This is a genomic window from Amycolatopsis sp. cmx-11-32 (genome assembly GCF_047608695.1).
Taxonomy (GTDB): Bacteria; Actinomycetota; Actinomycetes; order Mycobacteriales; family Pseudonocardiaceae; genus Amycolatopsis.
Genome location: NZ_JADNQN010000001.1, coordinates 23,442 through 47,640 on the forward strand (window position 1 = coordinate 23,442; position 24,199 = coordinate 47,640).

Here is a 24,199-nt window from a genome sequence, read left to right on the forward strand (position 1 = left end):
TTGACACCCAGAGAAGTCGATACTTATTTACTCTGACGAGCGATCTCAATATCGGCCGTCAACGCACTTGCACGAAAAGGCACTACCGTGTCATCGAGGACTACGACGTGTAGTTCTTCGCCAACGTTCGGACCTTCAGCTCCTTCCACCCATCTAGGGTTCTTTGTGTTGTCAATAAATCCATCTTGACCATTGCCTGTTTTAACATTCAAGCCCCACGGCTTGATTTCCACGACCGCGACGTCTAATTCATCGTGAATCATAACCCGCCATCCATCGGAATCCAGGTCCGCTTATTTGTCATATCATTAAATTCTTTAAATCTTCCAGCTGGAATTCTGAACTCAATTCTTGCCGCACCACCCGGCCCCTGCCAGTCGTACCTTTGAGCCGTATCCGAGAACGATTCCAAAAAACCTGGCTTCATATCGTACCTCAAAATGCCACGAGCATACGATCCACGGCCTTGGTATTCAGCTGCCACACTCTGCTCACCGAAATATGCAGAATTATTGCCACCTGGCGAATCATGAGAGGAAGGATTCGGCCCGTTCGCTTCTTCGTATGCCCGGTCCGCCTCCTTTGGCGTTCTATATATCGAGCAAGCACCAGCTGTTGAGGAGTCTTCATTGTGAGTAAGGACGGGCGTGGCCCCCACCAGCACATAGTACGTGTGGTCGCCATCGACGGTCAGGTTGTAGACCCGCCTGGTCTCAGACCACGACCGCGTCCCCGTGACCGTCGCGTCCCGATGATCCCCGGTCTCCAGCCGATGACCAGCCTTCAGATCAACAGCGTTCGACCACCGCTTCTCCGAGGCCACCCAGAACGGGTGCTCATCCGTCGCCACCACAGACCCACGATCGGCACCACTCGCCACGCCGACCTCGACCAACGTCCGCTGACTAGCATGCGAACGGGCATCCGTCACCACCCGAACCGCAGAACGCCCCGTCGTCGGATCCTTCGCCAGAACCCGATCCCCGACCTTCACATCCTTGATCGGCTTACGAGACCCGTCACCCATCACCACCAGCGTGTCCGGATCAAAACTGTTCTTCTGTGTCACACAGCCCGGATCCGCCCCACCAGACGACTCATCATGATGCTTACCCCGCCCCTTGTTCCGCCCAGACAAACCACCCAACCCAGACAAAACATCATCAGGAGAAGCACCCGACTGAGCAACCTCCGACACCGCCGTCACCGTCTCCGCGACATTCTGGACGACAGCCCCATCCCCCACCACCTGCTTCTTGAAAAAGTCCGTGACCTGACCCGCATCCTGCACATTCGCCTTGAACGACTGCACAATCCGAGCCGGCACCAACGGCGACGAAGACACCAAATCCGTCCCCTTGAACACCGGCTTCAACGCCGCCTTCAACGAAGGAATCGGATTCCGCTTCGCCGTCCGCTCCGCAGCACCCCGCGCAGCAGCGGCAGCGGCCTTCTTCTTCGCCAGGATCGCCGCAGCCCGCCTAGCCGCGGCCGCAGCAGCCGCCTTACGAGCAGCCGCGACAGCGGAAGCCTTGCGAGCAGCGGACGAAGCGGCGTCACCGGCAGTTCGACGGGCCGCGCCCGCGACGTCGTCGCCATACCGGCGACCGAGACCGACGGCATCGTCGGCGTACCGGCCCGCCCGACGACCACCGCTGATGAGGTTGCCCGCCTTCCGCGCCCACTTCGCGGCGGTCGCGGCGTTGCCACCGAACGGGATCGCGCCCGCGGCCGACCACGCGGCATTCTCCCAGTCACCCTCCACCGCGTAGATCGCGGCGTTCGCCAGGTCGGCGATCTCACCGATACCGGGGATCATGCCCGCCACGTCCAGCGCGGTGTGCACGATGCCGCCCGCCTTGTCCCACAGGTCACTGAACCAACCGTGACCGTCGGGATCGAAGAAGTTCATCGGCGAGCCGAGCACGTAGGAGTACCGGTTGGCGCTGATCGACGGCGAGAACGGCAGTTCGATGCTGTCGCGGGAGGCGAAGGTGCCGGAACCCGGCTGGTACCACCGCGCCCCCATGTTGACGTTCCCGTTGTCGGCATCCGTCCAGTCGCCCTGGAAGCCGACAGAACGCTGGACACCTGTCGACGCGATCCGCTTGCCGTACGGGTCGTACGCCGTCGAGTCGACGACGCCTCCGGACGCGGGCGCCAACGCGCCGATGACATCGCCGTGCCGGTCGGAAAGCGTGAGCCTGGAATCGGTTCCCTGCGAAAGCGATACCAAGGAACCGTCGGGACCGCGTCCGAAGCGCGAGACACCGTCACTGACAGCGTCTCGTTCCATGCCCGCGTACGAGAACTGCTGTCCGCCTCGGGTCGCGAGCCGATCGAAGTCGTCGTAGGTGTACTCGGTCGTGCCGAACTTGGTCAGCCGATCGAAGGCGTCGAAGGAGTACTTCTCCTCCAGGCCGGACGACGTGCGTGAACTCAGTGAACCGCGCGGCGAGTACGCGTAGGTGTAGTCACCATCGGCGAGGACACGGTTCCGCTCGTCGTAGCTCGCGTTCTTGTCGCCAGCCTTGACCCGGTTGCCCGAGTCGTCCCATCCGTACTCGGTCGCCTTACCCGCCGGATCGGTCCAGGAGAGCATGCGTCCCTGGAAGTCGTACGAGTAGCTGTTCTGACCGGAGCCTGCCAGCCCCGCGGTGCTCTTCGTCTTGACCCGGTCATTCGGATCGTAGGTGTAGGCGATCGAAGAGAGGACCGATCCGTTGGCCTCCTTCAGGACATCCGACTTCGGCCGTGCGAGGTTGTCGTAGTCGTAGGTACGGACCCGGCCGGCGCCGTAGTCGACCGTCTTGACCTTGCCGGCTTCGTTGTAGCCGTAGGTCAGTTTGCCGCCGGTCGCGCCGTCGGTGACGGAGTCCAGCCGTCCCTTGAGATAGCCGTATTTGGTGGTACCGGCGGCATCCTTCCGGGTGGTGACGCGCCCGGCGGTGTCGTACTCGAAGGACGACGCGCCGGAGGCACCGGTCGCGGTCAGCAGGCCACCGCGGTCGTTGTAGGTGTACGCGTTGTTCCCCGCCACCCGCAGACGGCCGTCGGCGTCGTAGGTCCGTGCCTTGTCCGCGGTCTGCGTCTCGGCGCCGGAACCGGTCTCCGTGAGCATCCGGTTCAGCGCGTCGAACGTCCGGTCCCGGTTCACGTTTCCGGGCGCGGTCAGCCTGGTCGCGTTGCCCGCCGCGTCATAGGACTGCGTCCAAGTCCGATCGGCCGCCGCGGGGTGTGCGGCGGTGGCCGGTTCGACCACCGACTCCGGCAGGTTCAAACTGTTGTAGGTGAAGACGGTCTTGTTCGACCGCCCATCGGTGAACCTGGTGCGGTTTCCGGCCGCGTCGTACCCGAACGAGGTGGTGATCGTCTTGCCGTCCGCGACCGGCTCGAGCTGACTGGACAACCGGTTCGCCGCGTCGTAGCCGAACGTGGTGACGCGCTTTTCCCAGTCCTCCGCGGTGCGCATGTTGCCGGCGAGGTCATAGGTGAACTTGCGCTCCCGCAGCGCGGGCTGCGTGCCCGTCCACTGTGCGTCAACGTCGAACTCGGCGACCATGCGGCCAGCCAGGTCATAGTTGAGCCGCTTTGTGACGCCCGCACCGTCGCTTGCCCGGACCAGACGACCCTGCCGGTCATACCCCCGCTTGGTGGTGACCCCTGCCGGATCGACCGCGGTGATCAGCTGGTTCAGCTTGTCGTAGGTATTCAGACTCTTCTCGCCGGCCGGGTTCTCGACCGACATCACGTTGCCCGCGTCGTCGTAGCGGTACTTGGTCGTGTACGCGGCCGGTGCCGGGAACCGCTCCACCGCGGTGGACGTGGCCTTGCGACCCAACTCGTCGTACGTCGCCTCGACTCGGGCTCCGGTCGGCGAAGTGGCGGACAGGGGCAGACCGGTCAAGGTGTACGAGTACTTCCAGACGCCACTGGCCGTGCCGTCGGCCTGCGGGTCCTGGCGCTCCAGCAGCCTTCCCAGCTGGTCGTAGCGCAACTCGGTCGCGTGCTGCCGGGCGTCGATCTGCTTGATCACGCGCCCCATCGAGTCGTACCGGATCTCCTTGCTCGGAGTGACCGGCGTCGTGCTCCCGGGTGGCGTGTACGACGGCAGGCTCGACTTGACCAGCTGGCCGAGCCGGTCGTACTGCGCCGTGGTGATCCGGCCGACCGGATCCTTCGTGTGCGTGACCGAGCCGAAGGTGTCGTACCCGGTGACCATGGTCGCCTGAGTGTCGGTGGCCGCGCCGCCACCGGATTCGGTACGGACTCGCGGCCCGGTGGCCCGGATGGGCCTGGCCAACTCGTCGTAGTCCATCTTCGTGGTGAAGGCGGGTAAAGGCTCCTGTCCGAGGTTGCCGCGAGGATCCGTGACGGCCGTCGGCATTCCGCGTTCGTCGTACCGCCACCGTGTGGTGATCTGCTCCTGACCATTGTGGACGGTCTGCTGGATCCGCTTACCGGTCGTGTCGTAGACGAAATCGGTGGCTTCGGTGACGTTCGTCTGTCCGATGCCGACATTCGAAGAATTTCCGGACTTCTCCGACCGGACGACGTTGCCGCCACGGTCATAGGTGAACTGCGTACGCCGTTCGAGCCCACCCGAGTCCTCATTCGTCAGCGTGAGCCTGCTGACGGCGTCGTACTCGTAGGTCGTGGTCCGGTTACCCGCGGTGGTCTGCTTGGTCAAGTTCCCGGCACCGTCGTAACTGTTGTTCTCCAACAGAACGTCGCGGACATTCCCGGTCACCGGATCGCGGTAGCCTTCAGCAACCACCTGCGCGATGAGATCGTTGGCGTAGTAGTGATTTCGTGTCGCCCTGCCCATTGCATCGACGTGCAAGGTTTGCCGACCCGATTCGTCATAACGAAAGGACTCGAGCACTGTCGGCTTGGAGTTGCCGGGGTCGGTGTCACCTTCGCCGTCGCCGGGCCTGCCGTCACCGTCGGACGGGTCGACCACGCCGCCGTGCCAGCCGTGCAGCCGGACCTCCGCGACCTCATTCCGCGCCGTGTACGCGTACGACCTCTTCACACCGCTCGCGTCGATCACGAACGTCCGGTTGCCGAAGACGTCGAAGCCGTACCGGGTTTCCTTGCCTTCGGGGTTCACGACATGGACGAGCCTGCCGTGATCGTCGTATCCGCGCTTCGTGACCCGCGTCTGATCGCCGCCGGTGAGGTCCGAGACCTCCTCCCGCTCGACGTTCCCGTCCTTGTCATAGAGCGTCGCGGTCCGGGCGGTGTGCTTCACACCGGTGACGGGGTTCGTCGTCCCTGGTCCGATCTCGGCGATCACCCGTGAAAGTGCGTCGTACTCGTAGGTTGTCTTGACGCCGTCGGGATAGGCCGTCGTGTAGACCGTGGCCGATGTCTTGCGCCCGCCGACGTCGTAGCCGAACCGGGTGCGCATTCCGGCCTGCTCTTCGATCTCGCCGAGATCACCCGAGCTGTAGTACCGGTAAATAGTGGTGTCGCCGAGCGCGCCCCGTGTCGACGCCAGCAAGTCGGCCGGGACGGACAGGCTCACGTTGTCGAGCGACGGCTCGGTGCCAGTTGTGTAGATGTGCGTGACCCGTCCGCCGTCAGGCATCTCCTGGGTGAGGAGATCTCCCTTGGCGGTGTAGGTGTACGTCGTCAGATACCGGTTGTCGGTGGCGTTCGTCGACCTGCCGTCCCTGCTCCACGCGACCTTGTCGTTACTCGGGTCCAGCGGATTGCCCGCGTTGAGGAAATAGCCGAAGTACTCGGTCTGGCACCTCCCCGGCAACAGACAGGTTCGCTTGCTGGTCACGTTGCCGCGCTGGTCGAAACCGAGCACGACCTCGTTGAGGTTCTCGGAAACGATCGTGCTCTGGTTGCCTTCGTCGTCGTAGTCATAGCTACGGATTCCGTAACCGACCGGCTCACCGGGCTTGTCTTCCGGACGCACGCCGAGTCCCAGCGGCATGACCATCCGAAGGATCCGGCCCCGGACGGGGTCGTAGTCATAGGTGTGGTCGCGGTTCCCCGGATCCGTGAATTTCACGGTCCGGATCAGGTTGTTCTCCTCCCCGGTGATCACCGGGGCACCGAGCCGCCACACCCCGCCGTTGCGGTCGGTGTAGGTCTTCACCCGCTCGTTGACCGTGTCGTACCCGACCTCCGCGGCCGTCTTTCCGCTGGGCAGGACGATCTTGCTCAGCCCTACGGACGGCTGCGCGGCTTGGAAGTGTTCACGGACCACGGTCTCGCTGAGCGGCTTGCCGTAGACCGCGATCTCGTCGATCGCGCCGGCGAAGTACCCGTGGTCGTTGGCGGGCTTCGCCGGCCAGTTGCCCGCGATGAACCCAGCCCCGGCGTACACCTTGGTCTGGTTGCCGTGGTCGATCACGCCCTGCTTCGTCCCGGCCTGGACACCGTCCAGGTAGAGCCACTGTGTCGCCAGGGCCCCGGAAAGCACGACATGATGCCATTTACCGTCGTTGACCGAGGCGGCGGTGCGGATCGGATTGGTCGTGCCGTCGGAGAACTGGCCGTACAGCTTGCCGTCCGTACCGACGTAGAGTGCCGGCGTGTAGGCGTTCTGCAGTGCGCCGGTGATCTCGTTCTGCTGGTAGCCCAGCAGTACACCGGATCCGGTGGTCTTGAACCACAGTTCGACCGCGAGGTCCCTGCTCTTCTTGATCGCCCCGTCTTGAAGCTGCAGTACCGAACTCGAGCCGTTGAACGTCGCGGCGGTGTCGCCCGAGCCCGGCAGCGCACCAGGGGCACCGAGGACGACGTTCTTGTACTTCCCGTTGTCCTTGCCCCGGTTGAACGCCACCTGACTGACCGCGACGTCCCCGGTCAGGTCACCGAGCCGCCAGTACGCATCGGGCGACGCGTCGTTCACCACCGTGCGGAACCTGGACTGGTCCGTGTAGTCGTAATGGGTGGCGCCCCCCTCGGGGTCTTCGACCCGCTTCAGCCGATTTCCTTCGTAGAAGTATCTCCAGTTCCGGATCTGGCCGTTGATCTCGGAGGCGAAGACGTTCGCGACCTTGCCGTTCTGAACCAGGAAGACCAGCTGGCGTCGACTGGCGAGGTCGAGGACGCGGGAAAGGTTGGCACCGTCCCACTGCACGACCGCGCCACGCCCGACCCCGTCGGTGTATCCGGTCAGCTTGCCCGATGAGTCGAACCGGTAAGTGGTCGCCGACTTGTCGGTGAGACGCCAGCCACCGTCCGGGGTGGACGCGAAGTCCGCGAATCGGCCTTGAGGAGGCGCATAACTGCCATCTGGGTTGAGTCCGAAGCGCAGTTGCTGCCCGTCGGGATAGGTGACGAGGGTGTTCCCCGCGTAGTCGCGGACCACCTTCATGTCGAACTTCGTCGCCCAGCCCGTGCCGAACCAGTGGTCGCGCCGCGGGTCCAGCGAGTTGTACGTGCGGGTCACGCTCAGTTCGGGGCCAGCGGTCGGGAGCTGGACGTCGACCGCGCTGGAGTAGTAGTTGCCCACCATCGGATCGAAATCACGATCGGATCCGCTGTGCGGCGTCATCGCCATATGCGAGGTGATCGCGGGCTGGGGAACCGCGCTGAGGATCGCGCTGAACGGGAGCGGTTCGCTCTCGTTGGCACCGTCGAAGGCGAACGACCGCCAGAGATAGATCTTGTTCCAGAACAGTTTCTTGTCCGGCACCGTCCACGTGGGATTCGACTGGTACGCGGAACTGAAGCACTCGACCGGATTGTCGTCGTCACCCTTCCGGCACACCTCGAACCGGTACTTCAAGGTGCTGCCGGGCGGCGGGTCGACGTCGATACCGTTGGCCCACAGTTGCGGTGTCAGCGTCTGGACGGACGCACCGTTGGGCGGGTACTGATGCTTGATGAACGGCGGCACGTCGTAGACGTCGAGCCCGATCCGAGCCGGTGCGACCTGGTGGTCGGTGAAGTAGTCGCCCGGTTTGCGGACCATGCTGAAGTCGAGGAGGTAGCTGCCGACGCCGATCGCCTTGATCTCGGCGTCGAGCGTCACGGACGCCCCTCGCGCCACATCACCGGGAAGTTCGGCGGCCAGCTGAGAACTGACCGGCGTCCCGCTCCGGTCGAAGGCGCGGTAACCCAGCGCGAAATCGGCCCGAGTCCACAGCTGGGCACCGCGGTTGGTCACGGTGATCTTGACCTTGCCCGGGGTCGCCCGGGTGACCGGCGGTTCGGGGGTCGCGCGGTCGACGCGGTACTCGGCGTTGTACGGCGAATGCGTCACGTACAGCCGGGGCGGGTTCGCCGTGCCGAATCCGGTGAACCGCTTCCACGCGGCCGGATCATCCGGGGCCCGCAGGGCGAGGCCGTGGTTCGCCGCACCGCCCGCCCACTGCTGGACCAGGCTCCGGCCTTCGACACCCAGATCGACGAGTTCGTGCGCGGTCGGACAGTTGGACCTGGTCGCCAGCGGGGCCATGTACCCGTGCGAGAACACACCGCTGCCGAGCGCGCCACCGATCGGCGGTGTTCCGGACGAACCCCAGTCCGCGGTGACCGGGTGCACGTACATCGGGCGAGGCGCACAGGAACCGGACCAGAAGTTGGTCAGCTGCAACTGGGCGCCGAAGATCCGGTTGTCCTTCAGATCTCCGCCGATACCACCGAAACGAAGGTAGCTCGAAGCTGTCTTGCCACCGCTGCGGCCGACGCGCAGTTCGTTCGCGTTGGTGTGGCGCTGGCCGTTCTCCACCACCATGTTGCCGGTGCTGACCGACTCCTTGACCACGGTGGGGTCGACTCGCACGGGATAGACCCGGGCCGGGTCGCGCAACCAAGCGGAATCCAGTTCAACACGCAGGATCTGGCGGCCGTCACGAGACACGAGCCGGTAGGTGACACCGTAGGAGGTCGCGGGCTCGCCGCTTTCCTGTCGGCTCGAGTCGAGCATGTAACCGGCCGGGACACGCAGGACCACCGCGCCCGCCTGGTCGACGAAGACCACCGCGCCGTCGACGATCCTCGCTTCGAGTCCCTTCAGATCGAGAGCGAACTCCCAGGCGTGAGGAGCGTCGGGGCGCTTGAGGACGAACCATTCCTTGGCCGCGCCCGCGGAGAACTCGACCTGCAGGTCGGCGTTCGGAAGGACATCGGGGTAGCCGACGGTGTTGCCCTCCGCGCGTCCGGCCGAAGCCCGCGCACCCAGCAGGGTGAACGCGGCTTCCTGACCGGCGCCCGGACTGACGCGCATCGAGCCCGCTGTCTGCCCCATACGGACTTGGAGCGCGTCGCCCGCCTTACGCCATCCGCCGGCCTGGTCCGGCACGGCACGCGCGTCGACGGCACCGTAACCGCCCTCGGGCAGCGGATAGTTTAGTGGATCCTGGCCGTACACCGTGGTCTGGGTGCCGTCGGGATTGTCGTAGACGCTGCTGTGCGAGGTGCGCTGTTGCGGCAGTTCCCGACTGGCTTGCGCGTCGAATCCGCGCACCTGCGTGGCGGGCGGCGGAACGGTCTTGGCGCTGCTGCGCTTGTCCGCCGAGGGTTCGGGGAAGGTCAGAGGCGGGTACTTCGACTGCAACGACGCGGCCGTCGCGCGATTGACCGCGGGAGCGGCGGCACTGTCGAGGGTCGGCCGATCCGGAACATTTTCGGCGGATCCCGACTGCTGCTTGGGCGCGTCGGCCGCGGCCGTGGCACCCGCGTCGTCCGACGAGGGGAACCGTTGCGAAGCCGCCGGCCCCAGCGTCGCGACCAAGGCGACGATCAGCAGCAACGCGAGCGTCACCCGGAGTCTTGCGCGCAGGACAGGTCTACGACGGATCCGCTTCATGATTTCCCCCCATGGGATGCCCATCCAGGACAGCCCTCGGCTCCTTCAGAGCAGGTCAGCAAGTTGATATTGGTGGGCCGCGACGAGCCCGGCAAGACCATTTCCCGAAATTGGGCCGAATGGCCGTGACCGTTTGGGTACGAAGGCCTGTCCAGTCAGGCATCGAACTCACGTTCGACGACAAGAATACTCGCGGACGCAAATGAGCTTCGTCACAAAACACCGTTGGCGTTGATCGAATCATGCTTTCGGCCGAATGACGCCTCGCTGGCCAGCCGATAGCGTCCGGCGTGCGCATAGCCAAAACGAGGGCGCTGGGGGCGGATCGTCGTGTGGCGTTACAGAATGGACAACTCTGTCGCACCGTCGAAGTTTTGTGCGTTCGTGAGCACTTTCCGCGCATGGCACTCTCCGTATTCGGAGAAGGAAGGTCCAATGCGGATCCGAAGATCCCTGGTCGTCTCTGCGGCCGTCACGGTGTTGCTCGGCACTGTGGTCACGACGGCACCCCCGGCGAACGCCGCGCCGGTACTGCCCGCGGGGTTCGCCCTGTTCGACACCCCCACCGGCCACCAGGCTGGAGATCTCACCGACGCCGCCTACCTACCGGACGGAAGCGCGCTGACCACCGGCCGCCTGGGATCCGTCCGGCTGACACCACAGGGCGGTCAGCCGATCCAAATCGCCTCGCTCCCGGTGTTCACCGCCGGCTCGCTCGGCCTCACCGGCATCGCGGTGGCGCCGGACTTCGCCACCAGCCGGGCGGTCTACACCACTCGGGCGGTGTCGACTGGATCCTCCGCGGTGTTCCGCCTCAGCAGGTGGAAGGCAGGTGAAATCGGTGCCCCCACATCGCTGTCGGAAGAGTTCACGGTCTTCGAGTTCCCGGTTAACGCTGACAGCAAGGGTATCCAAGACGTGGCCGTGGACCCGTCGGGCACCTCGCTGTGGGTCGCCGTCGGCGACAACGCCACCGTGCGCTCCCACACCGACGCGACCAAAGACAATGTCGACAAGTTCGCGTTGCGGGCTCTGGATCCGACTCAGCCGACAGGCAAGGTCCTGCGCGTCGACCTTTCCGGCCATGGCGTACCGGACAACCCCTTCTTCGAGGCGACGGCAACGCAATCCTGGAAGAGCCGCAACTACTCGAGCGGGCTGCGTGATCCACGGATCGCGCTGGACCCACGCGGCGGCGTGATCGTCACCGACATCGGCTGGGCGGCGCGCCACGAGGTCGACCTCGCTTTCCCCGGCCAGAACCTGAAATGGCCTTGCTGGGAAGGCACGACACGAACGCCGGGCTATCGCGACACACCGGAGTGCAAGAATATCGCGAATTCCGGGCCGCTCGGCGAAACAGTTCACGGCACTGCGGATACCCTCGTGGGCGGTGTTCCGTACACCGGAGTCTCCTATCCCGAGGCTTACCGGGGAATTCATTTCGTAGCCAACAAGGGTGCGCAAACTCTTTCCACCCTGGGTTTCGACAGCGGGGGCGCCGTCACCCAGCCACTCACCGCCATCGCTTCGGATATCGGCGACCCGGTGTCCGTTCTGACCGCGCCGAACGGCGACATCGTGCTGGCCAACACCGCCACGTCGATGTTGCGCAGACTGAGCTACAAACCCGTCAACAAGACTCCCCGCGCCGCTTTCACCGCGACGACCGATCCGGCCACGCGCACTGTGTCGTTCGATGCGAGCGGGTCGGACGATCCTGACCGGGACGCTCTCAGTTACCAGTGGACCTTCGGTGATGGCACCACCGACACTGGGAAGACTGTGAGCCACGCCTACGCGGCTGGAGATCCGGTAACGGTGAGTCTCGCGGTCAGCGACCCACACGGCACCGTGTCGAACACCAGCCAGACGGTCATCCCGACCGAGCCGAGCCCCGCGATCGATCTCCTCCCCCCGTCATCGACGGTCTTCTCGGCCAACGACACCGTCTCAGTCGGTGCCACGGCGGAGGATCCGGTCGACGGACCGCTCACCGTGAGCTGGCGCGCGGAACGGACGCACTGCCCTCGCAACGCCGTTTGTGCGATCAGTCAGCTCAAGACCGGCTCCGGGCCGGCGTTCTCGATCGCTTTCCCGAACGAGAACGACACCCATGTCGTGGTCACCGCCACCGTGACGAATGTCCGCAACGTCATCACCAGCAAGCGGTACATCGCGAACCCGCGACTGGCCCGCCTCACCGTCATCGGAAACCACCCTGCCCAAATCAAGATCGGCGCGAACGAGGACGCCAACCGTCAGGTGACGGTGGGGACGCCGGTTCTGATCACCGCACCGGCGACCTCACTTGACGCGGCGAAGTTCGTCGAGTGGGCGGACAATCAGAGCGTGGAGCCGACTCGGCAAATTGTCATGCCCAGCGGTGGCCTCGGCTTGCGCGCGGATTATCAGACCCCGATCCAGAAGCGGTACGCCGACGAGGCGCCCCTCCGCACACTACTGGGAACTCCAGTAGGGCTGGAACTGATCGAAGGTGACGGGCACTGGCAGCTGTACACGTCCGGCCGTCTCTACTGGACGCAGCTGTACGGCGTGAAGGCCGTCGCCGGCGAAATCTTGACCAAGTACGTCACCCTTGGCGCCCACGCTTTCCTTGGGTCGCCGAAAACCGACGAACTCGTGGCCAGGGCGGGCAACGGCCGCTACAACGATTTCATCGGCGGCCCGACCACCGGTGCCGGGTCGATCTACTGGACCTCCAGCATCGGGGCGATGGGCATCCACGGTGAGATCCGCACGAAATGGCTGGCGACCAACGGCGAGGCAGGGCCGCTGGGCTTCCCGACCACCGACCAGCTGACCACCCCGGACGGGATCGGCCGCGTCAATCACTTCACCAACAACAACGCCTCGATCTACTGGACCACGGCGACCGGTGCGCACTATGTGTCGGGGCGGATCTGGCAGAAATGGCGTTCACTGGGCTGGGAGACTTTCTTCGGCTACCCGACCACCGATGAGGTGGCCACGCCGGACGGCGTCGGCCGGTACACCCACTTCAGTGGGAACGGGTCGATCTACTGGTCGCCGTCGACGGATGCCTTCGAGCTGCACGGATCGATCCGGGATCGCTACAAAGCGATCGGCTGGGAAGCCAACATGGGTTACCCCATCACCGATGAGCTGTGGACACCCGGCAATACGGGCAAGTACAACCACTTCCGCCAGGGCGGCTTCGATCACTCGATCTACTGGCGTTGGGGCACCAACGAGGCCTGGGAGGTCAAGGGGGCGATCCGGCTGCGCTGGCGGGATCTCGGCTGGCAGACGTCGTATCTCGGCTTCCCCATCAGCGGTGAGTACAACACACCGACCGGCAAGCGCAGTGATTTCCAAAACGGCTACATCACCTACAACGGTTCGACGGGAGCGATCGAAGACCGTCGGTACTGAGTGAAACCTGAGCGCCGGTGCGGCTTTCACAGCCGCACCGGCGTTTTTCACAGTCGTCCGCCCGAAGTCGTGTCGATGGAAAGACGTCGCGCCAGGTACACCGGCACCGTCGAAGCCAAATAGGCACCGCCGCGAGCACTGTCCCGAGGGTGAACGTCGTGACGATGATTCCGTCGAACGTCAACGCGAAGGCCAGCAGGGCCGAACGCAGCATCGGGAAGGTGACCAGCCAGAACGTCGTGAGCCGTCGCCGCCGAGATCCATCGACGCCTCTTCCAGGTTGCCGCCCATGCGCCGCAGCCGCGCGACGATCGCGGTGGACAGGCCGAGGATCGTCCGGAGCGCGTTGTTCAGCGCGATGCCGGGTAGCGCGATCGGCAGATTGATCAGCAACGACACCTGATTGCGGCCAAAGAACCGGTACTTCTGGAGCGCGAACGCCGCCATCGTACCGAGTACCAACGCGATCGCGTGGCCGCGAGTCCTGCTTGGACACTCGTGCCCAGCGCGTTCAGTGTGCTTCGTTCTCCGCAGCCCGTGACCACCACTCGAGGGTGAAGCTCGACGGCGGCCAGTCGAAGGTGGTGCCGCGTTGAAAGAACTTGAGCAGTACCACCAGCGAGGCGGACGCGCTTAACATCCTTCGCCGCCGAAGCGGCGACTTCGATCCTGGCGCGTACGGACCCGGTGATGGACACCATCGCGGGGATCTCGTGCTCGACGAGCACCCGCCCGGGTGTCGCGGTCGCCGCAGATCGCCTTGAGCACTCCGGGCGGCGGGAATTCGGCGAAGGGCAGGCTCGAAGCGGGAGTCGTGTCGGCCGGTTTGAGCATCACGGTGTCCCGCGCGGCGAGCACGGGTGCGATCTTCCAGACCGCCATCAGCAGCGGGTAGTTCCAAGGCGTAACCTGCGCGCACACGCCGATCGGTTCTCGGCGGACGAAAGAGGTATGCCCTTCCATGTATTCGCCCGCCGACCGTCCTTCCAGGACACGCGCGGCCCCCGCGAAGAACCGTGGCTGGTCGACGATCATCGGCAGTTCTTCCGCCGCAGTGAGCGCGAACGGCTTGCCGGTGTTCGCCGATTCGTCGAGCACGAGGCCGTCCGCGCGCGCTTCGACGGTTCAGCAGCGCGGGCTGGCGCTGCGCGGGCGTGGTCTCGCGCCAGTACTCGGGGCCGGTGACGGGATCGACGATGTCGGCGGCCTCACCCGAGGCGGATCCGATGTACTCGGTGCCGATGAAGTGTTCAACTGCTGCACGAGAGGTCCTGGCTATGGGGGCCTGGGCGTGAGGCGATAGCAAAGGTCCCTTGCTCCCTTTTGGGGAGCGAGAGAACTGAAACACATAAGTCCATAGGTTAAATGACAAACGATGGGGCAAGATTGGTTCCATCGGGTAGCGGTACGGGCGAAGGGCCACCATGCGTAAGGGGATGTCGCACAGCGCGCGGTCAGCGATGTTCGCGCCGCTCGACCAGATCGGCCGGGCGGAAGCGGTCACCGCGCGGCTGGTCGACGCCATCACGCTCGGGCTGCTGGCCGACTCGGAACAGCTGCCGAGTGAAGCCGAACTGGCCGCCCAGTTCGGCGTCTCCACCGTGACCGTCCGCGAAGCGCTCGTGGCCTTGCGACAGCAGGGCCTTGTTGAGACGCGACGTGGGCGAGGCGGTGGAAGCTTTGTGAAAACGCCCGTGGACCCTTCGGCCGCTTCTTGGCGAGAACGCCTTCGCACGGTTTCGCTGTCGGATCTGCGCGACGTCGGCGATCACTACCTGGCCATTGCCGGCGCCGCGGCCAAACTCGCCGCCGAGCGGAGTTCGCCCGAGGACATCGAGCGGCTCGAACTGGCGACCGAAGACATCCGTATCGCGACAGGCGCGGAAGCGTCGCGCGCCAGTTCCACCTCGAAATCGCCGCGGCCGCGCAGTCACCGCGGCTGACCAGGGAGGAAGTTCGGTTGCAGAGCGAGCGAGGCGGGCTGCTCTGGCTGCCACTCGAAGCGCACGGCACCCGAGAGAACGCCTACGCCGAACACCGCGCGATCACCGCCGCCATCGCGCAGGGCGACGGCGAGCTGGCCAGGAAACTCACCGAGGAGCACATCCTCGAGGCGATAGACCGGCTGGCGGACGTGCATTTAGCCCTTCTGGACCCTTAAGCTGCGGCATCCGAGGTGAGCATCGTGAACGACACACCGTCAGCCGGTTCCGAGGTCGTCGGACAGGTATCCGCCCTGGTCGAGGACGTTTTCGGACGGTTGAAGCCGGTCCTTGCCGGCGCCGAAGCGCTGCTGGCCGCCTCCGCCGATGCCACCGCCGACGACCTGACCCGGCTCCGGCCGCAGGTCTTCGACGTCCTCGGCGGCCTGGTCGTCGGCGCCGGGTTCATCAGCGCGCCGAACGCGCTGGCCGATCAGGAATTCGGCTTCGACTGGTGGACCGAGACCGGGGACGCCGAACCCGCTCAGCTGGTCATCAGCCTCGACCCGGCCAGCGACAACTTCCTCGACTACACCCGGCAGTCGTGGTTCACCGTCCCGCGTGACACCGGCCGCCGCCACCTCAACGGACCGTACGTCGACTACCTCTGCACCGACGAGTACACGCTGACCTTCACCGTCCCGGTCCAACGGAACGGCTCGTTCGCGGGGGTCGTCGGCGCGGACATCTACGTGCGCGAGGTCGAACGCCTGCTGCTGCCGAAACTGCGCGCGCTCGGCGGCCGCGCCGCGCTCGTGAACGCCCAGGGCAGGGTGATCGTGTCGAACAACGCGCGCCAGGCGACCGGCTCACTGGTCCGCGACGTCGACGTCCCGGCGTGGTGGTACTCCGGCGCGGAGCCGGTCACCCTCGAGAACGGCGCCACGCTACGACGGTGCGAGGACTCGCCGATCGCGCTGGTCAGGTCCGGGGGCTGAAGGACGCCATACCCGCATGTGACGCGAGGAAAGGGCCCTTCACCGCGTCACATGCGGGGAAAGCGTCCTTCAGCCCCCGCTGACCTGCAGCGCGAGCCAGAATTCGGCACGCACACCGGGGGAATCGAGGTCGCGGCCGGTCAATTCGGCGACCTTGCGCACGCGGTTGCGCAAGGTGTGCCGGTGCACGCCGAGCCGCGCGGACGCCAGATCCCAATGACCGTGATGTTCGAGCCAGCAGGTCAGTGAGGCGACCAGTTCACCTCGGCCGATCTCGTCGTGCTGCCGAAGCGGCGCCAGCAGACTGTCCGAAAACGCCTGTGCCGCTTGGGAATCGACCATCTTCAGGAAGCCGCGTCCGGCGTGTTCCGCGAACCGGACGAACTCGACCCGCTCGGCCTTCGCCGCTTCCGCCGCTTGCTTCGCCTGACGGAGCCCCGCCGAGAAATCCACTGTGGACACCGAATCAGAGAGCCCGGCGTGCAGCCCTCCGACGCGGGACACCAGCCGCGACACCACCTCCACGTCGCCGAGCACGACGACGAACGCCCCGGACTCACCGAAGAACACCTTCTCTCCGGACACCTCGTCGTCGAGCGCGTCGGCGAGTGAACGGCGGGCCGCGGCGGGACCGGTGACGGCGAGGACCGGCCATGGCGGTTCCGGAACACCACCCCAGAGGGTCTTCATCGTGCGGGTGGCGAGGTCGGCGTGTCCCGCGGCGAGCAGGTCGCACAGTCCGGACCGCAGCCGCCGGAGCGCGCCGACGTGTTCCCGGTTCTGTTCCAGCGCAAGGGAAAGCAGTGACACGGCGGTGTTGACGATGTGCTGTCCCGCGGCGTCGAGAGGCTCGCGGGTGCCGACGACGAGCACGCCGCGCGCACGGGTGTCGAGCGTCTGAAGGACGACCTCGTCCTCCCTTACCGCCGTCACCAAGGTGCCCGCGCGCAATCGCCCGAAGTCTTCCCGCACTTCGTCGGCGAGATTCCGGGCCGACGCGGGCGACGCTTCAGTGGCCGTGCCCGCCGAATCGAGCAGGAGCACCCAGCCGTCGACCAGGTTCGCCAGTTTGCGCACCACTCCACCGGGACCACCCTTCCCGACGGCGGTCCTGGTCAGTTCCTGCTGTCCCTTGCCGGTGCGCACGAGCGAGGCGTACTCGTCGGCGGCGACCGCACGGGAGACCGCGCGCGTGATCGCGATGAACGGCGTCTTCCTCGGCACTTCGAGGAGCGGGAGCCCCACCTCTTCGGCGGTGTCCACAAGGGACCTGGGAATGCTGTCGTGGCTGAGGCCAACTCCGAAACCGAGCCCCGCCACCCCCGCGCCGACGAGGCGCCGGATGTACTCCGGCGCCGTGCTCTCATCGAGTGAGAGGCCGGTGGTCAGCAGCAGTTCGCCACCTTCGAGGAAGGCCTGCGGGTCGGTCAGTTCGGTGGGATGGACCCAGCCGATCGGCCGGTCGAGTCCGGCCTCGGCCGCACGCACGCGCAGGCCCAGTGGGCGTTCGGCCGCGAGGGCGCGGAGCGTCAGTGCCATGTTGTCCAAGTCTACGCCTCGATATGGACAAGATGTCGAGCTGACGCGGACCGGCCCGGCTCTCATCCTGGAGGGCGACCCCGTCCCTCGTGTCCGCAGGAGTCTGGCCGTGACCGTCACCACCGAAACCCAGCGCAGGCTGCGCACCGAGATCCCCGGCCCCGCCTCACGCGCCCTGCAGGAACGCCGCGCCGGTGTCGTCGCCGCGGGCGTCAGTTCGGTGCTGCCCGTCTACATCAGCTCGGCCGAGGGTGGCCTGCTCACCGACGCCGACGGCAACGTCCTCATCGACTTCGGTTCCGGCATCGCGGTGACCAATGTCGGCCACGCCGCCCCCGCCGTCGTGGACCGCGTCCGCGAGCAGGTGGGCCTGTTCACGCACACGTGTTTCATGGTCACGCCGTACGAGGGGTACGTCGAGGTGTGCGAAGCCCTCGCCGAGCTGACGCCGGGCACCCACGAGAAGCGTTCGGTGCTGTTCAACTCCGGCGCCGAGGCCGTCGAGAACGCGGTGAAGATCGCCCGCGCCGCGACCGGCCGCCAGGCGGTCGTCGTATTCGACCACGCTTACCACGGCCGCACCAACCTGACGATGGCGCTGACCGCGAAGTCCATCCCCTACAAGCACGGTTTCGGCCCGTTCGCGCCCGAGGTCTACCGGGTGCCGGGGTCGTACCCGTACCGCGACGGCCTGTCCGGTCCCGAAGCGGCGCGCATCGCCATCGACCGTATCGAGAAGCAGATCGGCGGCGACCAGGTCGCGGCCGTCGTCCTCGAACCGGTGCAGGGTGAGGGCGGGTTCATCGAGCCCGCACCCGGTTTCCTGCCCGCGCTCTCGAACTGGTGCACCGAGAACGGCGTCGTGTTCGTCGCGGACGAGGTGCAGACCGGCTTCTGCCGCACCGGCGAGTGGTTCGCGTCCACGCACGAAGAGGTCGTACCCGATCTGATCGCGACCGCCAAGGGCATCGCGGGCGGACTGCCCCTGGCAGCCGTCACCGGCCGCGCGGAACTGCTCGACGCAGTCCCGCCGGGCGGCCTCGGCGGCACCTACGGCGGTAACCCGATCGCGTGCGCCGCGGCACTCGGCTCGATCGAGATCATGCGCCGGGAGAACCTCGCGACGTCGGCGAAGCGCATCGAGGACACCGTGCTGCCGCGACTGCGGACACTGGCCGAGGAGACCGGCGTGCTCGGCGACGTCCGCGGCCGCGGCGCGATGCTGGCCGCCGAGTTCGTCAAGCCCGGCACCACCGAACCCGACGCCGACCTGACCAAGCGGGTCGCGCAGGCCTGCCACCAGGCCGGAGTCGTCGTCCTCACCTGCGGCACCTACGGGAACGTCGTCCGACTGCTGCCGCCGCTGTCCCTGTCCACCGAACTGCTCGACGAAGGCCTGTCCGTCCTCGAGCACGCTGTCCGCACGGAGGCCGTCAAGTGAGCACTCTTTTGAACAGCTCGAGCCCTTTTTGGGTAGCCGGAAAGCCGGTCACCAACAACGAGACCGTCGTCGTCCGTCACTCCTTCGACGGAAGCGAGGCGGGCTCGCACCACGTACCGTCCACTTCGGACATCGAGACCGCGGTCCAGGCCGCGCACGACGTCCAGGACGAATTCGCGACACTGCCCGCGCACGTCCGGGCCGGCGCGTTGGACCACGTGTCCCGAGTTTTGGGTGAGCGGTCCGAAGAGTTCGCGCAGCTGATCACGGCCGAGTCCGGCAAGCCGCTGAAGTGGTCGCGCGGCGAGATCGGGCGTGCGGCGTCGACGTTCCGCTGGGCCGCCGAGGAGGCGCGCCGGTTCTCCGGTGACCTGCAGCGGCTCGACACCGACCCGGGCGGCACCGGACGGCTCGCGCTGGTGCGCCGCGTGCCGAAGGGCCCGGTCCTGGGCATCACACCGTTCAACTTCCCGCTGAACCTGGTGGCGCACAAGGTCGCCCCGGCGATCGCGGTCGGCGCGCCGATCGTGCTCAAGCCGGCGCCCGCGACGCCGCTGACCGCGCTGCTGCTCGGCGAGATCCTGGCCGAGACCGACCTTCCGGCCGGGAGCTGGTCGATCCTCCCGGTCAGCAACGAGGAATCGGCTCGGCTGGTCTCCGATCCGCGACTGCCGGTCGTGTCGTTCACCGGTTCCGTGCCGGTGGGCTGGGGGATCCGCGACAGCGCGCCGCGCAAGCACGTCGCGCTCGAACTCGGTGGCAACGCGGCGGTCCTCGTCTGTCCGGATTGGCCGGACCTGGACTTCGCGGCGCAGCGCATCGCGACCTTCGCGATGTACCAGGCCGGACAGTCGTGCATCTCGGTGCAGCGCGTGTACGCGCACACCGACGTCTACGACGAGCTTCAGGCGAAGGTGTTGGAGCAGGTGCGCGCGCTCGGGACCGGCGACCCGCGGGCGGACGGCGTCGACGTCGGGCCGCTGATCAACACCGCAGCGGCCGAGCGGGTCGAGTCGTGGGTCGCGGCCGCCGTCGACGCCGGTGGCGAGCTGCTGACCGGCGGCGAGCGCGACGGCGCGACCGTCGAGCCGACCGTGCTCGCGAACGTGCCGGAAGACGCGTCCGTGATGGCGGACGAGGTCTTCGGGCCGGTCGTGTCGATCACGCGCGTGGAGTCGGTGGACGACGGCGTGCGGCGGATCAACGACTCGCGGTTCGGGCTGCAGGCGGGCGTGTTCACCCGCGACCTGCCGACCGCGTTCGACGTGTCCGCGAAGTTGCGCGTCGGCGGCGTGCTCGTCGGGGATGTGCCGAGTTTCCGTGCCGACCAGATGCCTTACGGCGGCGTGAAGGACTCCGGCGTCGGCCGCGAGGGCCCGGCTTCGGCGATGGCCGACTTCACCGAGGAGCGCGTCACCGTCCTGACCGGCCTGACGCTCTGACCTCCTCGCGTTTCGTCCTCTAGTTGCGGTGGTTCGTGGCGCGAACTACCGCAACTAGAGGACGAGTTGCGTGAGGTGGGTGTGCGCTTCGACGAGCGAAGGGCCGTACCAGGTGAGATGGCGACCGGAGACGAGGACGTACTTCGCGCCGGGGAACGCTTCGGGGCCGTCGTCCGCAGCGAACTCGTAGGGCTCGTCAGGCAATACGAGCAAGTTCGCGTCTCCGTCCGCGAAGCGCGATTGGAGCTCTTCGAGCTTCGGACGCGGGTAGCGCTCTTCGTCCTCCGCGTAGGCGTTGCCGATTCCGACGCGATGCAGGACGTCGCCGCCGAAAGTGTCGCGACCGAGCACGATCCACGGCTTCCGCCAGACCGGCACGACCGCCCGAAAACGCTCCGGCAGGGTCTCCCGCCACACCTCTTCGGCCTCGACCAGCCATTCCGGCTCAGCGAGGTCGTAGGCCCGCGTCAGTATCCGCCGGATCGAGCCGAGCGCGCCGGGCACGGTGGCCGACGCCTCCATCACCCAGACCGCGATCCCGTCGGCACGCAGGCGTTCCACGTCCTCCGGCCGGTTCTCCTCGGAGTTGGCCAGCACCAGATCAGGTTCGAGTTCGAGCACTTTGTCCACGTTCGGGTACTTCGAGCCCCCTACCCTCGGGACGTCCAGGTCGACCGGGTGGGTGCAGTAGTCGGTGGCGCCCGCGAGTCTTCCCGGCGCACTCACCTCGACGGCCTCGGTCAGCGACGGCACGAGCGAAACCACCCGCGCCGCCGGTCCTCGCAGGGGGACCACTTCGCCGAGATCGTCGATCATGCGCGCTCGAAGGACAGTTTCCGCTTGTCGACGTCCACCGCGGTGAGCCGGACGCGGATCCGCTCGCCCTCGGGCAGCTTTTCGCCCGAGCACTTGGACATCACCGGCGGATCCTCGACGAGGATCTCGGCCTTGGTCTCGTCCGCGCGCAGGACGATCGCGCCGAACTCGCCGCCGATGTGCTCGGCCATCACCCAGACCTCGACCTGGTCGATACAGGCTCGTTCGACCTTGGCCGCCAGCGTGTCGGACGCGGTCATCTGCTCCGGCACCTCCTTGAGCGCCGCGCGCACCCACGCGGGCACTTCGCGGCCGGCGCTCACGGCCAGGCAGATCTCGGTGGCGAACCGGTCGACCAGGCGCCGGATCGGCGCGGTGACGTGGGCATACGCGCCACCGATCCCGGCGTGCGTGGTCAGCGCGGGCAGTTCGCCGTCGAACGCGGTGTACCCGGCACCCCGCAGAAGCCTCGTGGTATCGGCGAAAAGCGCCATGGAAGCGGGCTGACCGGGATCCAGCGCGGCCAGGAACTCCGAAACGCTCGTACCCTCGGGCCACTCGATGTTCAGCGCCTGCGCGGACCGCCGCAGCCACTCGATCGCTTCGGCGTCGGGCTGGGGCAGCGTGCGCAGGACACCGATCCCGGCGTCGATCATGATCTTGGCCGCCGCCATCCCGGTGAGCAGCGAGATCTCGGCGTTCCACGCGTCGACGTCGTTACGCGGCCGCTGGATCAGCGCCCAGCCGCCGTCGGGATCACCACTGATCTCCTGCTCCGGCAACTGCAGTTCGACCGCGCCGCGCCGGATCGCGAGTTCGCGGCGCAAGCGGCCGAGTTCCGGCAGCGCGGCGACCGACGGATGCGGGGTGCCCGCGTCGATCGACGCCTGGACGGTCTCGTAGTCGAACTGTTCGCCTGACCGGACCAGTGCCCGGCGGACCTTGGTCACGGTCGGCTCGCCCTTGGCGTCGACGTCGATGGTCCACAGCACCGCGGGCCTGGTCTCCCCCGGCAGCAGGCTCGCCGCGCCTTCGGACAACACCGGCGGGTGAAGCGGGACGTTGCCGTCGGGCAAGTAGAGCGTCTGACCCCGGCGGCGTGCCTCCCTGTCGAGCGCGCCACCCGGCGGGATGAACGCGGCCAGGTCGGCGATCGCGTAGTGCACCCGGAAGCCGCCGCCCTCGACGCGCTCGATCAGCACCGCCTGGTCCAGGTCCTTCGAACCGGGCGGATCGATGGTGACGAAGGGCAGACCGGTGGCGTCCTCACGTTCTCTCGCGGACTCGAGCGGGTCGACGACCGCCGCCTCCGCCTCGGCGAGCACGTCAGGCCCGAACGTCTCCGGCAGCGAGAATTCGGCTCGCAGGTGACCGAAGTCCCCTCCGGCCGTGTGTGTCCTGAGCACGAGTGAAGGCACCACCCAACCCTATCCCGACCCGGCCCGGTTGATCGCCCGTTCGGGTGCAGGCCGGCCGGGTGTACGTTACGAGCCGAAATGAAAACCGATACCCTTTTCAACACGACAGGGAGGGCCGTGGCGTGAAGATCGCGTTCGTCGGGAAGGGCGGCAGCGGCAAGACCACGCTGGCGTCGCTGTTCACCGCGTACTTGGCCGGAGCCGGGAAACCGGTACTGGCGATCGACGCGGACATCAACCAGCATCTCGCCGTCGCGCTCGGCGCGAGCGAGGAAGAGGCCATCGCGTGGCCGACGCTGGGCGACAACATGGGCCTGATCAAGGAATACCTGCGTGGCGACAACCCTCGGATCGCCGACGCGGCCTCGATGATCAAGACGACCCCGCCGGGGCGCGGGTCGCGGCTGGTCCGGCCGTTCGAGGACAACCCGATCTTCCAGGCCTGTTTCCGCGAGTTCGGCGGCGTGCGGCTCGGCGTCACCGGGCAGTTCGACGAGGACGACCTCGGCGTCGCCTGCTACCACTCGAAGATCGGCGCGGCGGAGCTGCTGCTGAACCACATGATCGACGACGCGGGCGAATACGTGGTCATGGACATGACCGCCGGCGCCGACGCGTTCGCGTCCGGGCTGTTCACGCGGTTCGACGTGACGTTCCTGGTGTGCGAGCCGACCGTGCGCAGCGTCGGCGTGTACCGGCAGTACGCCGACTACGCGCGGGACTTCGGGGTACGGCTGGTCGTCGTGGGCAACAAGGTGACCGAGGACGAGGACATCGAGTTCCTGCGCGACGAGGTCGGCGACGCACTGCTGGGCTGGATGGAGAACTCGCGGCACGTCCGCGCCGCCGAACGCGGCCGAGCGCGCCCGATCGGCGAACTCGAGGCGCACAACCTCGGGACGCTGGACTCGATGCTCGCGGCCGTCGATGCCGAGCGACGCGACTGGGCTCGCTACCAGCGTCAAGGCGTCGAGTTCCACCTGCGCAACGCGCGGGCGTGGGGCAGCGGGCGGGCCGGGGAAGACCTCACGGCGCAGGTGGACCCGGAGTTCGTGCTGGGGCCGGCGCTGGCCGGGCAGGACGCCTGAGCTTCGGGCGGCAGGGAGTGCAGGACGCTTTCCCCGCATGGCACGCGGAGAAAGCGTCCTTCACGTCGCGAGGTATCTCCCCACGCCCGGTCGGCGGCGGTCCACAGGGACCCTCAGTCACCGTTCCACTTGGCGTCCTCGGTGTCGGCCTGACGGGTGCGTTCCTTGGCGATGTCCAGGGCGCGCCTGGCCGTCGCCTCGTCCGGGTACGGGCCGAGGAGGTCGACGCTCCGGCCGCGTTCCAGGTGCTCGACCTGATTCGTCTTGGTGTTGAAGTACCAGCCCTGATCCGGGTTCGGGTCGCTCGACATAGGTCCAGCGTGACATCACCCGGACG

At 66.7% G+C, this 24,199-nt stretch carries 12 protein-coding genes and 3 pseudogenes; 7 read left to right on the forward strand and 8 right to left on the reverse strand.

What is annotated here, in order from left to right:
* Positions 1-23: 23 nt before the first annotated feature.
* Both ACM6LR_RS00090 and ACM6LR_RS00095 read right to left on the reverse strand, forming a co-directional pair.
* The gene (locus ACM6LR_RS00090; RefSeq protein WP_414942938.1) at positions 24-263 is read right to left on the reverse strand and encodes a hypothetical protein; all 240 of its coding nucleotides are present in this window, start codon (positions 261-263) and stop codon (positions 24-26) included.
* Positions 260-9,781 carry an RHS repeat-associated core domain-containing protein gene (locus ACM6LR_RS00095; protein ID WP_414942939.1) on the reverse strand — a complete coding sequence of 3,174 codons (9,522 nt, stop codon included), beginning with the start codon at positions 9,779-9,781 and terminating at the stop codon, positions 260-262. The genes ACM6LR_RS00090 and ACM6LR_RS00095 overlap by 4 nt, the downstream gene beginning before the upstream one ends.
* Before the next feature lie 435 nt (positions 9,782-10,216).
* On the opposite strand from ACM6LR_RS00095, the gene ACM6LR_RS00100 reads away from it, so the two are divergent.
* Positions 10,217-13,198, forward strand: coding sequence for a PQQ-dependent sugar dehydrogenase (locus ACM6LR_RS00100; protein WP_414942940.1), 2,982 nt, complete (start codon positions 10,217-10,219; stop codon positions 13,196-13,198).
* Between the two features lie 47 nt (positions 13,199-13,245).
* Here ACM6LR_RS00100 and ACM6LR_RS00105 read toward each other — a convergent pair.
* Together ACM6LR_RS00105 and ACM6LR_RS00110 are read right to left on the reverse strand one after the other, a co-directional pair.
* Positions 13,246-13,838, reverse strand: a pseudogene (locus tag ACM6LR_RS00105) (ABC transporter permease).
* Positions 13,795-14,477, reverse strand: a pseudogene (locus tag ACM6LR_RS00110) (aldehyde dehydrogenase family protein); the annotation flags it as partial. The pseudogenes ACM6LR_RS00105 and ACM6LR_RS00110, both read right to left, overlap by 44 nt.
* Before the next feature lie 181 nt (positions 14,478-14,658).
* Here ACM6LR_RS00110 and ACM6LR_RS00115 point away from each other — a divergent pair.
* From ACM6LR_RS00115 to ACM6LR_RS00125, 3 genes and pseudogenes are all read left to right on the forward strand, one after another.
* Positions 14,659-14,832 (forward strand): annotated as a pseudogene (locus ACM6LR_RS00115) (GntR family transcriptional regulator); the annotation flags it as partial.
* Positions 14,833-14,912: 80 nt separating this feature from the next.
* Entirely contained in the window at positions 14,913-15,359 is a 447-nt protein-coding gene (locus ACM6LR_RS00120; protein WP_414942941.1) for an FCD domain-containing protein, read from the forward strand.
* A 24-nt stretch (positions 15,360-15,383) separates the two neighbouring features.
* A complete protein-coding gene (locus ACM6LR_RS00125; protein WP_414942942.1) occupies positions 15,384-16,118 on the forward strand; it encodes a cache domain-containing protein in 735 nt (244 codons plus the stop codon).
* A 69-nt stretch (positions 16,119-16,187) separates the two neighbouring features.
* Here the strand turns inward: ACM6LR_RS00125 and ACM6LR_RS00130 are convergent, their stop codons facing one another.
* Positions 16,188-17,657: a PucR family transcriptional regulator gene (locus ACM6LR_RS00130; protein WP_414942943.1), complete on the reverse strand. Its 1,470-nt coding sequence runs from the start codon at positions 17,655-17,657 to the stop codon at positions 16,188-16,190.
* Positions 17,658-17,766: 109 nt separating this feature from the next.
* Here ACM6LR_RS00130 and gabT point away from each other — a divergent pair, with 109 nt between their 5' ends.
* Together gabT and ACM6LR_RS00140 are read left to right on the forward strand one after the other, a co-directional pair.
* Positions 17,767-19,098 (forward strand): 4-aminobutyrate--2-oxoglutarate transaminase, encoded by a 1,332-nt coding sequence (gene gabT, locus ACM6LR_RS00135; RefSeq protein WP_414935511.1) that lies wholly within the window; start codon positions 17,767-17,769, stop codon positions 19,096-19,098.
* Complete coding sequence (locus ACM6LR_RS00140; RefSeq protein WP_414942944.1) at positions 19,095-20,540, forward strand: aldehyde dehydrogenase family protein; 1,446 nt, start codon at positions 19,095-19,097, stop codon at positions 20,538-20,540. Before gabT ends, ACM6LR_RS00140 begins: the two co-directional genes overlap by 4 nt.
* Before the next feature lie 54 nt (positions 20,541-20,594).
* On the opposite strand, the gene ACM6LR_RS00145 is transcribed toward ACM6LR_RS00140, so the two are convergent.
* Positions 20,595-21,356: a helical backbone metal receptor gene (locus ACM6LR_RS00145; RefSeq protein ID WP_414942945.1), complete on the reverse strand. Its 762-nt coding sequence runs from the start codon at positions 21,354-21,356 to the stop codon at positions 20,595-20,597.
* Positions 21,353-22,762 carry an RNB domain-containing ribonuclease gene (locus ACM6LR_RS00150; protein WP_414943220.1) on the reverse strand — a complete coding sequence of 470 codons (1,410 nt, stop codon included), beginning with the start codon at positions 22,760-22,762 and terminating at the stop codon, positions 21,353-21,355. Before ACM6LR_RS00150 ends, ACM6LR_RS00145 begins: the two co-directional genes overlap by 4 nt.
* Positions 22,763-22,896: 134 nt before the next feature.
* Between ACM6LR_RS00150 and ACM6LR_RS00155 the strand changes: the two genes are divergently transcribed.
* Complete coding sequence (locus ACM6LR_RS00155; RefSeq protein ID WP_414935514.1) at positions 22,897-23,862, forward strand: AAA family ATPase; 966 nt, start codon at positions 22,897-22,899, stop codon at positions 23,860-23,862.
* A 113-nt stretch (positions 23,863-23,975) separates the two neighbouring features.
* Here the strand turns inward: ACM6LR_RS00155 and ACM6LR_RS00160 are convergent, their stop codons facing one another.
* Entirely contained in the window at positions 23,976-24,173 is a 198-nt protein-coding gene (locus ACM6LR_RS00160; protein WP_414935515.1) for a hypothetical protein, read from the reverse strand.
* Positions 24,174-24,199: the final 26 nt, after the last annotated feature.

Excerpts from the sequence above, each read along its gene's own strand:
- ACM6LR_RS00090 (WP_414942938.1), bottom strand. The coding sequence starts at position 263 with ATGATTCACGATGAATTAGACGTCGCGGTCGTGGAAATCAAGCCGTGG.
- ACM6LR_RS00095 (WP_414942939.1), bottom strand. The coding sequence starts at position 9,781 with ATGAAGCGGATCCGTCGTAGACCTGTCCTGCGCGCAAGACTCCGGGTG.
- ACM6LR_RS00100 (WP_414942940.1), top strand. The coding sequence starts at position 10,217 with ATGCGGATCCGAAGATCCCTGGTCGTCTCTGCGGCCGTCACGGTGTTG.
- ACM6LR_RS00130 (WP_414942943.1), bottom strand. The coding sequence starts at position 17,657 with ATGGCACTGACGCTCCGCGCCCTCGCGGCCGAACGCCCACTGGGCCTG.
- ACM6LR_RS00145 (WP_414942945.1), bottom strand. The coding sequence starts at position 21,356 with ATGATCGACGATCTCGGCGAAGTGGTCCCCCTGCGAGGACCGGCGGCG.
- ACM6LR_RS00160 (WP_414935515.1), bottom strand. The coding sequence starts at position 24,173 with ATGTCGAGCGACCCGAACCCGGATCAGGGCTGGTACTTCAACACCAAG.